The organism is Pseudomonas sp. S3_C06, assembly GCF_054667675.1.
This window is the reverse complement of sequence record NZ_CP162747.1, coordinates 4,452,757-4,466,750: the sequence shown is the minus strand read 5'-3', so window position 1 is coordinate 4,466,750 and position 13,994 is coordinate 4,452,757. Positions and strand designations below refer to the sequence as shown.

The window sequence follows — 13,994 nt, the reverse complement described above, 5'->3', positions numbered from 1 at the left end:
ACCGGACAGACGATGTCGCTTACTTCTGTCGAAACAGTTTTTGCCACCAGCGACGGGGTTGCAGCGGCACCACGATGATGTCCGACTTCTGCAGCCAGTCACGTTCATAGTCCCAGGCATGGCCGCCCCACAGTTTTCCTGCTTCGTTGGAAAACCCCAGAGTCATGAGCTGATAGGTATAACCGACATGGCCGCGCAACCAGTCGAACAACACCAGCGTGTTGAAACCGGTGGACGGCCCGACATAGCGCTTGCCGCCCGGCCGGTCGACCGGGTAGTTCCACAGCGGCGGCAATGGAATGCGATCCCAGTACATGGCCACACGTGGCAAAGGACACATGGGTGCGGCGCAGCCCACCAGCATGCTGAAACAGCGTTCACTCGCCTGCTCGAACATTCGCTGTACCGGCGGCGCGTAAGGCAGACCAAAAAAGTATGCATCCGGCGCGTTGTAGCCATGCACGAAAACATTGACGCTGTGCTCGTTGAGCAGCGCCGCTTTGATACAGGTATTGAAGCTAACAACGACGTCATCGACGCCAATGTTCAACGCCTGAAAGTCCGCCGCCGTGATGGCCGGGTTGTTGGCAATCAGCACGACCCGAGGCGCACGGCTCAGACAGTCGAGAAGCTCTGTGGGTAAAGCACCCAGTACGGACTGATCACCACCGGGCAGCGCATCCAGCGCCATGTGTTCGTCCTTCATTCAGACCGGCACCTTCATCCCGTAACGCAACTTCACCCAGAATCGCGTGAACGCCGAGGGCGGCTGCCATGGGCGCATCTCACGCTGGATTTCCGTGGCCAGTGCCTGACCGACACGGGCAAAGGAATAGCGGCTTTGCGCGAACTCCTGGCCGTTGCGGGCAATGCGCTCTGCCAGTTCCGGATCGCTTTGCAGCAGCTTGATCTTTTCCACCGCCTCTTCTTCGCTGCGATAGAACACGGTGTTGTGCATGTCTTCAAAGCCGAGCAAGCGGTCTTCTTCGCCCTGACTCCAGGCCAGCAGCACACAGCCGCAGGCCATGGCTTCATAGTTCTTGATCATGAACTCGTTCATGCCGATGTCGGCGCTGACGAAAATCCTGATGCGATTGAGCGTCTGCAGATATTCCGCGCCCGACTTGGTGCGGGTCACCAGCATCCCGGTACGCTGCGAGAGCGATTCGAGCATGGCTTTGCGCTCGGCATACTCGGTGCTTTTCAGGCTGCCAAGAAAGCCGACGGGAATGTCCCGATCAACGCCAGTGTTGTGCAGCATCTGTTCGTCATAACCCTTGGAGACGAACACCGTGTCGATACCTTCCGCCAGCATCTTGCGAGCGACAACAGCACCGGACACCAGCGCCCGACAACTTGGCAGACGACGATAGAGCCGTGAATACACGCCACGGTACTTACTCGCCGGCATGTAGTTCTGGTACGCGTCGTGCTCGAGAAAGACCAGCCCCGGTATACATTTGAGCACTTGCAGTTGCGTGGCCAGACGCTTGACCCGGGAGAAAATCACCACGCGATCGAAGGTCTGGTAATCGACCGAGGCGAGAAACGACCCCAGATTCAACTGCTGCTGTTTGCTCAAACGATAGATGAAACATTCATCACAGTTCTGCTGCACGATGTCGTAGAGCCGGTCGAGAATGACCCGCTGCTCGTCCATCACCAGGAGCATGACTTTCATAGTTTAATTGACCACGCGACGTAGGCAGGCAAGCGCATCGGATTCAAGGCTGCCCAAATCAACGGAAACGGCAAAATCCCCAAGGCAAAATCCGTTCACACGCAGTACACAACGGTAAAAATTCATCTGGTCAACGACTGCGAATTTTTTCGACAATCGCAGTTGTCGAGCTGTTTTCGACAAGTCCCAAGACCTTCACGGTGCCGCCATAAGCCGTAACGATATCTGCGCCGACCACCTGATCGATGCCGTAATCGCCACCCTTGACCAGCACGTCCGGCTTGACCTCGCACAGCAGGTTTTCCGGGGTGCCCTCAGGGAAGCTGATCACCCAGTCCACAGCACCGAGTCCAGCGAGAACGGCCATGCGCCGGTCAACACTATTGATCGGTCGGCCCGGGCCTTTGAGGCGGCTGACCGATGCATCATCGTTGACCGCGACAATCAGACGATCGCCCTGTGCCCGCGCCTGCTCCAGATAGGTCACATGCCCGGCGTGCAGGATGTCGAAACAGCCGTTGGTGAAGACAATCTTCTCGTTGTGCGCGCGGGCATCGGCCACGGCGAGCAACAATTGCTCCAGACCCAGAACACCACGCTCGGAACCTTCTTCGCGCTGGATCGCACGACGCAGTTCCGGGGCACTGATGGCGGCTGTACCGAGTTTGCCAACCACGATGCCTGCGGCCAGGTTGGCCAGGGCAACGGCATGAGGCAGGTCTTCACCGGCGGCAATCGCTGCGGCCAGGGTAGAAATCACCGTGTCACCGGCACCGGTGACGTCGAACACTTCGCGGGCACGGGCCGGCAAATGCAGTGCCGGCTGGTCCGGACGCAGCAGGGTCATGCCGTGCTCGCCACGAGTTACCAGCAGCGCGCCGAGTTCAAGGTCGTGCATCAACGCAGCGCCCTTGTTCACCAGCTCATGCTCATCGACGCAACCGCCGACGATGGCTTCGAATTCGCTGAGGTTGGGGGTGATCAGGCTGGCGCCGCGATAGATCGAGAAATCCTTGCCCTTCGGGTCGGCCAGCACCGGAATATTCTTCGCGCGTGCAGCCTGGATCAGCGCCTGATGGTTTTTCAGGGCTCCTTTGCCGTAGTCGGAGAGCACCAGCACCTTGATGCCTTCGAGCAGGTCGTCGACCTGCGAGCCGAGGGCCAGAGCGTCGGTCGCGAACGGTTCTTCGAAGTCGATCCGCAGCAATTGCTGGTGCCGGCTCATGACCCGCAGCTTGACGATGGTTGGCTGGTGCGCAATGCGCTGGAACAGGGCACGTACGCCCGCGCCTTTGAGACTGTTGCTCAGGCTGTCGGCGGCTTCGTCATCGCCGGTCACACCGACCAGCGACGCCGGCGCACCCAGCGCGGCAATGTTCAAGGCAACGTTCGCGGCACCGCCCGGACGATCTTCGATCTGCTCGACCTTAACGACCGGCACCGGCGCCTCAGGGGAAATCCGTGAGGTTCCGCCATGCCAGTAACGGTCGAGCATGACATCGCCGACTACCAAGACCGGGGCTTGATCGAAACGCGGCATGGACAACTTCATGGAGCAACCCACATACAAAATGAACAGGGGCGCGATATTAACACAGGGTAAAGCGCCGTCCGCCTCAATCTGAAAGGTCGCGTACCCAGAACAATTCGTGGCGCCGGACCGCTTTGCGGAAAAACTCGTTACTGCCTGTTGCAGGCCAGCGACGACCCGCCAGGCCTTGCTGGATCCAGCGGCGCAATTGCCGTTTGAACACTTGCTCGCCCTGCAGATCGTGTTCCATCGCCAGGGCCATGGCTTTGTCCAGTTGCACGTCTGCCGACAACAGCGGGCTCCACAACCGGTCGGCCGGCAATGGCTCGATAGCAGGCGGCAGCGCGATACCGGCACCGGCAGGGCCCATCGGCCAGCGATCGTTGTCGTGCAGGTGATTGGCGTACATCAGCAGGGTTGTCGGTTTCCAGCTACTCAGCGCGATAGCCTCAAGCAACGCCTGGGTCGAGGCTACGTGATCGCTGTGAGGATCGAGCTCAGGATGGGGCGTCACCACCACTTCCGGACGATAGTGCTCAAGCAGGGCCTTCAGATCGCCCAGCAGATTTTGCCAGGTCGGCTGCCCATCGATGTCGGCGGGCAGGGTCAACGGATTGTGCCGGCGCACACTGCGCACGTCGTTTTCCTGCGACTCACGGGAGCCGAACACCTGGGAAGGTTCTTCGGCCATCGAAGGCAGTTGCAGGCAGTAATAACCCAATTGCACGCAGCGATCGGCAGGCACGCCGCCCCACAACGGGATCACCAGACTGTCCCAACTGCGCAAACGGCCCTTCAATCGCGCGGCTGCGGCTTGATCAAGGCCCAGACGCTGAAAGTCTTCGGCCTCGATCTCACCCTGGGTCAGGGTGACGATACTGACGTCTTCACATCGACTGTAAAGGCCGAATGCAGCGAGTTCGGCATCGTCGGCATGGGGAGCGATGACCATCACCCGCTGGCGGCTGTAGTCAGGATTGGCCATGACCCACAGCACGCCCGTCGCGGCGGGCACGCAATATTGACCACGCAGTGCCAGAACGCCTTGCGCCAGCGCATCGGCCTGACCAGACAAATTGAGGAAACGCCGGCCATTGACCCCGCGCTCGAAGTCCTGGCGATCATCGCCCACTTCAACATGGGGGTCGAACCAGCGCCCCAGCCAAGTGGATTTCACTTCAAGTTCGAGTACCAACGTCTCGCCCTGCGCCAGCAGCTCGCTCAGGCGCAAAACGCCGCCCTCAAGACTCACGACCTGCCGCGCGGTTTGCGCCGGGAAGTTGTACTGATAGTCGTCAGAAGGCCGGTAAAACAGATGATCGGCAAACCAGGCCTCGTGAGCGACCCAGGCCAGCACCAGCAATACCGGCACCAGCCACCAGGCGATCAGGAAGCCGATCAACAACAGCGCCACCATAAAGGCAATCAGGAACAGACGTTTGTTGCGTCGATGGGCCTTGAGAAGCTGTTGCTTGCGAGCGCTCATGGATTCAGACCTTGTAGACCGGCACCGTGTGGCACCAGCGATCCTTGTACTCACGGTCGGCACGACCGAATGAATAGCGCAGAGGTTTGCCCAGCGCCTGCGCGTGCGCCCAGGCCTCTTGGGTGTTGACGAAACTCAGCACACTGCCAGGACTGAACTCGCGGCTCTGCGGGTCGACGCCACCGTTGATGTATTCGAGCGAAACCCATTGCGGGGCTTCAACGCGATACAGCACCTGAAAGGCAACTGGCGCTGAATCGAGCATTGCCACCGAACCGGTCATGAATTCGCGCAGCAAGGTAAAAACCTCAACCAGCCCGGCCTTGCCCGGCACCTCGAAGCCCCAGCGACGCTGAAACAGATCAGCGTAAGCAGCGGCTTGTTCCTGCGGCGTAAAATCGGACATCGGCACCAGCGATCCGCCCGCTTCTTCCAGCAGGCGCTGCTCGCGACGCTGGTTGTAGCGGAATTTCTTCGAATACTCTTCCGGCAACCGCGCCAGCGCCAAACCCTCAGGCTGCGGCTTCAACGTGCTGATCTGCTCGGCATTGAGCTGAGACACATACGCCATGCGCTGGCGCACCGGCACGATGACATCTGGCGCGATCGGCAGAATGATTTCCGCATTGCCCATATCGAGCAAACCGCGCTTGCCCTCGCGCTTGAGCACTTCCTTGGACAAGGCGACATGCCGCCCCCAGCAGGGAACGGCGGCAAGCACTTCACCGCCAATCACCCAGCCCAGGTAGCGCAACTCGATGCCCAGGAATGTCGACAAGCGCTCGACGACTTCCGGATGCGTGGCAAAACTGCCGCCGAAACGCTGCCAGGCCCGGGTGTAGCTGTCACGGTCAATTTCGCTCCAGCCACGCTCGCGAAAGCTGCGAAACATCGTCAGCATACGTTGGTCACGTGTGCCGGTTGTGGCTCGTCACCCTCTTCGAACTCTTTGGCATGCAGACGCGCGTAATAGCCGTTTTGCTCGAGCAATTGCGTGTGAGAGCCACGCTCAACGATGCGGCCCTCGTCCATGACCAGAATCAGGTCGGCTTTTTCAATGGTGCTCAAACGGTGAGCGATCACCAGTGTCGTGCGGTTCTGCACCACATGATCCAGCGCAGCCTGAATGTGCCGCTCCGACTCGGTATCGAGCGCGGAGGTGGCTTCGTCGAGAATCAGCAGCGGCGCATCCTTGAGCAGGGCCCGGGCAATGGCGATGCGTTGACGCTGGCCGCCGGACAGCAGTACGCCGTTTTCGCCGACCATGGTTTCGTAACCCTGCGGCATCTTGATGATGAACTCATCGGCATAGGCTTCGGTGGCCGCGCGCTTGACCTCATCGAACGGTGCGCCGGCCAGATCGCCGTAAGCGATGTTGTTGGTCACCGTATCGTTGAACAGCGTGACCTGCTGGGTCACCAGAGCTATCTGCCGACGCAGGCTGCGCAGGGTGAAATCCTGCACCTGCACGCCATCAAGCAGGATCTGGCCCTGCGCATGATCATGTTGATAAAAGCGTGGAATCAGGCTGGCGAGGGTCGACTTGCCACTGCCCGAGCGCCCCACCAGAGCGACCATCTGCCCCGGTTCGACGACGAAGCTGATGTCGTTGAGTACCGCTTTGTCGGTGTCGGGATAGTGGAAGCTGAGGTTACGCACTTCCAGACGGCCTTCGAGACGATCCTGCTCGACCGTGCCCTGATCCACTTCCGCCGGCTCGTCCAGTTGCTCGAAAATGCTTTCGGCACCGGCCACGCCTTTCTGAATCGTCGAACTGACTTCCGACAATTGACGGATCGGCTTGGGCAGCAGGCCAGCCATGGTGATGTAGGCCACCAGATCGCCCGGCGAAGCATCGCCGCGAAGGTACAGCACGAGGAACATGACCACGGCCATGGCGCTGTACGTCACCAGTTGCAGCATCGGCGTGTAAACCGCGCCGGTCTTGGTCATCGTCAACTGCTTGTCGGTGTTGCTCTGACTGGCATCGCGAAAGCGATCCTTTTCGTACTGCTCGCCGCCGAAGCTGCGCACAACCCGGTAGCCATGAATGGTCTCGGACGCGACGTGCGTGACGTTGCCCATCGAGACCTGGATCTTCTTGCTCTGCTTGCGGAATTTCTTGCTGGTGCTGTTCACCATCAAGCCGATCAACGGCAGGATCGCGACCATCACCAGGGTGAGCTTCCAGTTCATCCACAACAGCGTGCAGAACAGGAAAATCACGGTCATGCCTTCACGGATGACGACTTTGATGGCATCCGTTGCCGCGCCGGTGACCATGGTCACGTTGAAAGTGATCCGGGAAATCAGGTGGCCGGAATTGTTCTTGTCGAAGAAGCGATTGGGCAACTCGAGCAATTTGTTGAACAGGACCACCCGCAGGTCATGCACCAGCCCCAGCGAAACCCGCGCCAGGAAGAAGTTGCCCAGATACGAACCCACACCCTGCCACAGTGCAATGAAAACGATCATCAGTGGCACGGTTTCGAGCAACTGCAGCTTGCCCAGATAAGGATTGCCCGGGAACAGACTGGCTTCAGGATTGGCCAGACCGTCGACAAAGTACTTGAGGATGTAAGCGAGCATCGGTTGAGTCGATGCGAAGATCAGAAACCCGACGATGCTGAGAAGGAAAAGGCCGGCATAAGGCCGCACGTAAGCCAAAAGGCGGAAATAGATCGCCAGCGTGGACTGGGCTTTCGGTTCAGGACTGCTCATGGTGATCCGCGCAATTCAGTGAGGCGCCGATGATATCACACGCGTTTTTGCCCCGATAAACATGACTTCAAGCCAGCCTTCGGCCAAGTCGGTTAAGATACCCGGCTAATGATGGGGAGCCCGATATGCAATCGATTGATCACAGCACTTACGAGGCACTGCGCAAAGGTGCACACGTACTGGAGGCCGACGGTTCCGGCGACAAAGTGCTCAGATTGGCCGATGGACGCATGCTCAAGCTGTTCCGCCGCAAGCGGCTGCTCAGTTCGGCGCTGTTCTACCCCTATGCACAACGCTTTGCCGACAACACCCGCGCCCTCGAACAACGCGGCATCCTCTGCCCGAAAGTCATCGCGGTCTATCGCATCCCGAGCATTGAACGTGACTGCGTGTATTACAGCCCGCTGGAAGGCAATACAGTGCGTCAGTTACAAGGCACTGACGATGAGGCTGACTCATTGCGATTCCAGCTGGGCGGGTACTTCGCCCTTCTGCACGAAAAAGGCGTGTACTTTCGATCGCTGCACTTCGGCAACGTGGTGCTGACGCCGGACAACCATTTGGGCCTGATCGATATCGCCGACCTGCGCTGCCAGCGACGCGCACTCAGCGATAGCAAACGCCTGCGCAACTTCGCGCACTTGCTGCGCTACAAGGAAGACCGCCAATGGCTGCTGGGCCAGGACACCGGCGACACGTTTATCGAAGGTTATCGGCAGGCGCTGCCGAGCAACCGACAAGCGCCGCTGATCTCGCGCCTGCGTCCGCTGCTCGGTTGAATCTCAGCGGCCGATGACCACCACGGTGGCACCTTTGCGATTGGCGAAATGCTCGATGATGCGCAGCTTGTGCGCCACCAGCCATTCGCTCAGCCACGGCTCGTCACCTTTGGCTTCAATGAGGAAATACTGATAGTCGCCAGCATGCGCTGCCGACATCGCCTCATCCGCAGTCAGTACCGGCAACACGTAACCGCGTCCGGCGTAATAGCTGATCCGCCCATCCTCGAAATACGTCTTCGCACCCGGCTCGACATGAGCAGACAACCAGCGACCGGCCTCCACGTAGTGCGTTTTACCGGCGCCGGTGGAAATGACGTTGGACAGCATCACCAGCAACCCGAGGACCACCAGCCATTTGCCCCAACGCGGGAACTCGCGAACAAACGCGGCCAGCCCCATGGCCAGCACAGGCACAAACAACAGATTCAGAAAGCTCAGATAACGCGTGTTCATGAACTGTTGCTTGATGAAAAACAGCACCAGCACCACCAGATACAACACGGCCGCCCAGGCAAAAGGACGATAATCACGCCAGTAAGTACCGAGAACTCCCCAGTTGCGCCGCAGAAGGAAGGGCACCGCGAAAGGCCCCATCAATTTCACGAAACTGATGGTCATGGTCGCCAGAATGCCGAAGAAAATGATCCGGCTGGCTTCATCCTGGGAATACTTGTTGATGAGCGAGTTGGCGAACTGATCGCTCAGCATCTGGAAGGCGGCAAACACACTGTGCGGCGCAATCATGTCCAGATACAGCATCACGCGCGCCGACATGAGCACACCCGACACCGAAACGGCCAGCAGCCCCAGAACCGGTAGCAGCGAAAACTGAGCGAACTGCATCCGTCGGGTCGACGACCACAGGTTGGGCAACTGCCACAGCGCCAACGCCGGCACCAGCAGCAAGGCTTCCAACCGGAACAAGGCTGCCGCAACGATCGCCAAATGAATCAATGCCGCCCGCAGCCAGCCGCCACGCGCTTGCCAGCGCAGCGCAAGCCAGAGCGTCAGTGTGCAGAAGAACCAGAAACCGCATTCGCGAATGATGTCATTGCGAAAGGCATTCACCGCAGGCATGGCCAGTACCACGAGGCAGGCCCAACCGGCGAGATGTGCAGACCGCTGACGAACGCAATCCACCATCAGCGCGCTGGTGCCGGCGAAAAAGAGCGCGCACCAAAGGTAGGCACTCAGCTCCAGCGGCAGATGGAGGACGGCGTGCGTACCGGCCAGCAGAAAGGAAAACCACGGCCAGTCGAAAGTTGCCCAGGCCACATCTGGCCCGTGCTCGGTGACCTGTTGCGCAATATCAATGTACAGCGCGGCATCACGCCCCACCGTCGCAGTGCCCAGAACCGCAATCAGCGATAACAGTGCACTGCCCAAAAACGCCAGCCAAACCGGGTATTCGTCGATGATTCTGGAGACTTGAGCCCCTACCTTGCCGCCCGTACCTTTCACCCAGCCACCTCATCGACACTCGTTACAAGGTACGCACACATCAGCGCGACCCGCTTACCGAAACAGCAACCGCAACGCCTTGCGCGTGTATGACCAACGCGAAAACGTCCGCCAGTCTGCGCGCAAGGCCTGAAAATAGAATGACTTGGCCAGCTTGTACTCGCCATGGGAATAACAGTCACGAAACAACGACAAACAGCGCTGCGCCAGAAATGCCTGGCGCAAATCACTCATTTCCTCGGGCATTCGTCGACTGGAAAAGACTTCGCTGACCACCTGCTCCGTACCGGCGGCAAGGCTTTGGCGCAAGTCATGGCGCATGCTGTCGGCATGCTTGTAGATCAGCGCCAAAGGCTTGTCCAGAACGGTGCAGGGATAGCGCGCCAGCACCTGGGCAAACACTGGCAAATCCTCGACGTTGCGCAAATGTTCCGGGTAGTTACCCAAAACAAAAACATCGCGATGCATCGCGCAGGCGCCGTTTGAAATCGACACAGTCTTGCTCAACAGGTAGCCCTGCAAGCGCTGCCGCGGTGTCACAGGCAACGGCTTGGCCGCCTGCAGGCTGCGTCGTCCGTCAGCGAACACCGACCAGTGCGCACCGATCACCATCAGGCTGTGCGGATGACTGGCAATGTGCTGAGAAAGCGCAGCCAGTGCGCCGGGAGCCATTTCGTCATCGGAGTCGAGGAATACCAGATACCGCCCGGTCGTCTCCTCAAGCCCACGATTGCGCACCGACGACAAGCCGCCATTGCTTTTGCGCAGCGCACGAAAACGCCCGCCATGCTTGAGCAGGAGCTTTTCCACCACCTCAGGCGTATCGTCCGTCGACCCATCATCGATGACCAGCAGATCCGCCGTCGTCTCATCCAGCTGCGCCAACACCGACTCCACTGCACGTGGCAGGGTTCGCGCATAGTTGTAAACAGGAATGACGACGCTGATCAGTGTTTCAGTCAAGTTCGTATCCTTTCACACCCTCTTTTACGACCAGAATATCTTCCATGATCAGGTATTCCAGGTCAGAACCGAAAAACATGTTCAGTGCGTCGGTCGGCGAGCAGATCATCGGTTCGCCACGACGGTTGAGCGAGGTGTTCAGCGATACGCCGTTACCGGTCAGGTTTTCCAGCGCCTTCATCATGTCGTAGTAGCGCGGGTTGTATTCACGCTTGAGCACCTGAGCGCGAGAGGTGCCATCTTCGTGGACGACTTCCGGCACGCGGGTCTTCCACTCTTCTGCCACTTCGAACGTGAAGGTCATGAACGGCGCCGGGTGATCGATCTTGATCATCTGTGGCGCAACGGTGTCGAGCATCGACGGGCAGAAAGGCCTCCAGCGCTCACGGAACTTGATCTGGTGGTTGATCCGGTCAGCCACACCGGCCACGCTCGGGCAACCGATGATCGAACGACCACCCAATGCACGCGGACCGAATTCCATGCGCCCCTGGAACCAGGCAACCGGGTTGCCGTCGACCATGATTTTGGCGATCTGCTCAGGCATGTTGTCGAGCTTGCGCCAGGTCGGCTTGCTCTCGTGACGGGCGCAGGCGGCGATGACGTCTTCGTTGCTGTACGACGGGCCGAGGTAGACGTGTTCCATCTTCTCGACGGGTACGCCACGAGCGTGAGACACATAGGCAGCAGCGCCAACCGCAGTGCCGGCATCGCCGGACGCCGGTTGCACGAACAGCTCCGTGATGTCGTCGCGGGCAATGATTTTCTGGTTCAGCTTGACGTTCAATGCACAGCCACCGGCGAAAGCCAGCTTGCCGGTTTCCTTGAGTACGTCGCCCAGGTAGTGGTCGATCATCTGCAACGCCAGTTTCTCGAACAGCGCTTGCATGCTCGCGGCGTAGTGAATGTACGGTTCGTCAGCGATGTCACCTTCGCGCTTCGGTCCCAGCCATTCGATCAGCTTTGGCGAGAAGTAGAAGCCTTTGCCCTTCTCTTTGTAGCGACGCAGGCCGATGACGTTGGCGTAGTCGGTGTTGATCACCAGCTCGCCGTTCTCGAACGAGGCCAGACGTGAGAAGTCGTATTTGCTGGCATCGCCGTACGGCGCCATGCCCATGACCTTGAACTCACCGTCGAGCATCTCGAAACCGAGGAACTCGGTGATCGCGCCATACAGGCCGCCGAGAGAGTCAGGATCGAAGAATTCCTTGATCTTGTGGATCTTGCCGTTTTCGCCGTAGCCGAAAAAGGTCGTGGCGTACTCACCTTTGCCGTCGATACCGAGAATCGCGGTTTTTTCTTTGAAACCGGAGCAATGGTAAGCGCTGGAGGCGTGAGCCAAATGGTGTTCGACCGGCTCGATCTTGATTTTTTTCGGATCGAAACCCAGTTGCTCAAGGCACCAGACGATCTTGTTGCGATAGCGCTTGTAGCGACGGTTGCCCATCAGGATCGCATCGAGGGCACGATCCGGCGCGTACCAGTAACGCTTGGCGTAGTGCCAGCGCGCCTTGCCGAACAGGCTGATCGGGGCAAATGGAATCGCAACCACGTCAACATCGGACGGCTTGATGCCGGCCTGTTCAAGACAGAACTTCGCCGATTCGTAGGGCATGCGGTTCTTTGCATGCTTATCACGTACGAAACGCTCTTCTTCAGCCGCCGCCACCAGCTTGCCGTCGATGTACAAGGCTGCTGAAGGGTCATGGCTAAGGGCGCCGGACAGGCCAAGAATCGTCAATGCCACAGGGGTCTAGCCTCTTTAGTCTGCGTGCAGGCGCGATGCGCCTTGAATATTGATGTGCCCTCGCACAGGGCGAGTGACAGCTAAAGGGCGGGATTATAGCGTTAATCCCGCCGGGTTTGGGATTCGCAATCGCTAACCTGATGCCAGCAATCCAATGCGCCCACTGCGCAGAGGTGGAACCTCTGAAAAAGAAAGTCACCATGAAGTTGCGGCTCGATTTCCGTTTGTTCAAAAAGGATCCAGTGAGCATCAAAGCGGTCTTGATTAGAACAAAAAAAACTAAAAACCTGTCAACTTTGACAGTTACGCAAATTGAACCTGCGCGGCTTACTCCCTGTACCCGGAAATACCGGGCAACCGAGAACAAGGAGCAATGCATGGACACTCTCATTTACAGCAATAAGGACGTCGGCTTTTCGAGCAAGCTGAGCTCCCCCCAATTTGATAAAAGCGCCACGCGTGAACAACGGGAAAAACCTGCATTAGGCTTCCTGGCATTTATTTCAGGCGAATTTGTGGTCCTCAGAGAAACGGAAAAATGGGGTGCAGTTTTGCCAATGGAGATCATCAAAACCCTGCCAGTAATGATGGCTGTCAGTACACGAAAATCTGATATCGGCGCACGCATTACCCTTCACTGGGTCAGTACTGATGATCTCGCAAAAGCATCATTCGGCCCCTTCGATGTTTCAGTAGCCGGAAATGTTGAGTTCATCAGACTCTCACTCGAACAACTGGAGCCGTTCAGCGGCAAGTCCGTGAACGTCACCGCTGAAATCAAACTACCCAATGGAGTGATCGAAAACTCTCCTGCCCTGCTGACAGACGTCACACGTGAACTGAACTATCAGCCTGCAATCATTGAGGGTCTGGTGGATGGTGGCATCGATGCCGGCACCCATCCTCAGGGACGCCTCATTACCATTCCGGTCATCGAACACTTGCGTCCATACAACACGCTCCTGCTTCAATGGCGTATCTACGCTGGAAACGAAAAGGTGTTCGATCAGTCCGTCGAGCTCCAGGCCAACCGACCTGAAGAAGCGTTCATGTATTCCCTCCCGGCTCAAGCCTACAGCCCCTTCAAAGGCTTCAAGGGAGAATTCCAGTGTTGGATTCAATTGGGCACCGAGATCGACTCGCGACTTCTGTGGAGCACCGGAATTTCCTTTTTTGACATTCGCTGAATAGCCCTGCATGGATAGCCTGCGTGACCGGCTTTCCATGCATTATCCGCACTCAATAACCACCCTTGCGCCAGTAAATACCAAGATTGCCGTCAGTGACCTGACGATAAACCGTATAGGGCAGCGCTACCGTATCGAATACACCGGACAGTGGCAGATCCAGCAGCACGAATGGCAAAAGAACCCCACTCGGATCGGGAGGCGCGTTCAACACGCAGAAATCGAAGGCCAGACCGCTGTAAATACGCGGAATGGATTGGCAGTAGGTTTTTTGTTTGCGCAGGTCACGGGCGACGTCGGCATCGTCCTGCAGTACGCTCAGGACGCTGCCGCAACCGGCTAAAAGCCATGAAAAAACACCCAGCGTTACAGCCTGTTTGATGGTCAAGATTTGCCCTCCAAGGTCGTCGGGCAAATTAGCATCGGCGCTGTGCA

12 protein-coding genes are annotated in these 13,994 nt (G+C 58.2%); 2 read left to right on the top strand and 10 right to left on the bottom strand.

Annotated features, from left to right (window positions below; all coding sequences use genetic code 11):
- Positions 1 to 19: 19 nt before the first annotated feature.
- From AB4N44_RS19845 to msbA, 6 genes are all read right to left on the bottom strand, one after another.
- The gene (locus AB4N44_RS19845) at positions 20 to 706 is read right to left on the bottom strand and encodes a hypothetical protein (protein WP_127925587.1); all 687 of its coding nucleotides are present in this window, start codon (positions 704 to 706) and stop codon (positions 20 to 22) included.
- On the bottom strand, positions 707 to 1,681 hold the full coding sequence (locus AB4N44_RS19840) for a glycosyltransferase family protein (protein ID WP_127925586.1): 975 nt from the start codon (positions 1,679 to 1,681) through the stop codon (positions 707 to 709).
- A gap of 130 nt (positions 1,682 to 1,811) precedes the next feature.
- On the bottom strand, positions 1,812 to 3,233 hold the full coding sequence (gene hldE / locus AB4N44_RS19835) for a bifunctional D-glycero-beta-D-manno-heptose-7-phosphate kinase/D-glycero-beta-D-manno-heptose 1-phosphate adenylyltransferase HldE (RefSeq protein ID WP_127925585.1): 1,422 nt from the start codon (positions 3,231 to 3,233) through the stop codon (positions 1,812 to 1,814).
- 64 nt (positions 3,234 to 3,297) lie between these two features.
- Positions 3,298 to 4,698, bottom strand: coding sequence for a PIG-L deacetylase family protein (locus tag AB4N44_RS19830; RefSeq protein WP_127925584.1), 1,401 nt, complete (start codon positions 4,696 to 4,698; stop codon positions 3,298 to 3,300).
- 4 nt (positions 4,699 to 4,702) lie between these two features.
- Positions 4,703 to 5,599: a GNAT family N-acetyltransferase gene (locus AB4N44_RS19825; protein ID WP_127925583.1), complete on the bottom strand. Its 897-nt coding sequence runs from the start codon at positions 5,597 to 5,599 to the stop codon at positions 4,703 to 4,705.
- A complete protein-coding gene (gene msbA, locus AB4N44_RS19820; RefSeq protein ID WP_127925582.1) occupies positions 5,593 to 7,419 on the bottom strand; it encodes a lipid A export permease/ATP-binding protein MsbA in 1,827 nt (608 codons plus the stop codon). The genes AB4N44_RS19825 and msbA overlap by 7 nt, the downstream gene beginning before the upstream one ends.
- Positions 7,420 to 7,544: 125 nt before the next feature.
- Here msbA and AB4N44_RS19815 point away from each other — a divergent pair, with 125 nt between their 5' ends.
- Positions 7,545 to 8,198, top strand: a complete 654-nt coding sequence (locus AB4N44_RS19815; RefSeq protein ID WP_127925581.1) for a protein kinase family protein — start codon at positions 7,545 to 7,547, stop codon at positions 8,196 to 8,198.
- Positions 8,199 to 8,201: 3 nt separating this feature from the next.
- On the opposite strand, the gene AB4N44_RS19810 is transcribed toward AB4N44_RS19815, so the two are convergent.
- From AB4N44_RS19810 to AB4N44_RS19800, 3 genes are read right to left on the bottom strand one after another with little or no spacing between them, the layout of a single operon-like run.
- Positions 8,202 to 9,662 carry a hypothetical protein gene (locus tag AB4N44_RS19810; protein WP_127925580.1) on the bottom strand — a complete coding sequence of 487 codons (1,461 nt, stop codon included), beginning with the start codon at positions 9,660 to 9,662 and terminating at the stop codon, positions 8,202 to 8,204.
- A 54-nt stretch (positions 9,663 to 9,716) separates the two neighbouring features.
- A complete protein-coding gene (locus tag AB4N44_RS19805) occupies positions 9,717 to 10,625 on the bottom strand; it encodes a glycosyltransferase family 2 protein (RefSeq protein WP_127925579.1) in 909 nt (302 codons plus the stop codon).
- Complete coding sequence (locus tag AB4N44_RS19800; protein ID WP_127925578.1) at positions 10,618 to 12,372, bottom strand: carbamoyltransferase family protein; 1,755 nt, start codon at positions 12,370 to 12,372, stop codon at positions 10,618 to 10,620. Before AB4N44_RS19800 ends, AB4N44_RS19805 begins: the two co-directional genes overlap by 8 nt.
- Positions 12,373 to 12,749: 377 nt before the next feature.
- Between AB4N44_RS19800 and AB4N44_RS19795 the strand changes: the two genes are divergently transcribed.
- Positions 12,750 to 13,559 (top strand): hypothetical protein, encoded by an 810-nt coding sequence (locus AB4N44_RS19795; RefSeq protein WP_127925577.1) that lies wholly within the window; start codon positions 12,750 to 12,752, stop codon positions 13,557 to 13,559.
- A gap of 52 nt (positions 13,560 to 13,611) precedes the next feature.
- On the opposite strand, the gene AB4N44_RS19790 is transcribed toward AB4N44_RS19795, so the two are convergent.
- On the bottom strand, positions 13,612 to 13,947 hold the full coding sequence (locus tag AB4N44_RS19790) for a YceK/YidQ family lipoprotein (RefSeq protein WP_127925576.1): 336 nt from the start codon (positions 13,945 to 13,947) through the stop codon (positions 13,612 to 13,614).
- Between the last annotated feature and the right edge of the window lie 47 nt (positions 13,948 to 13,994).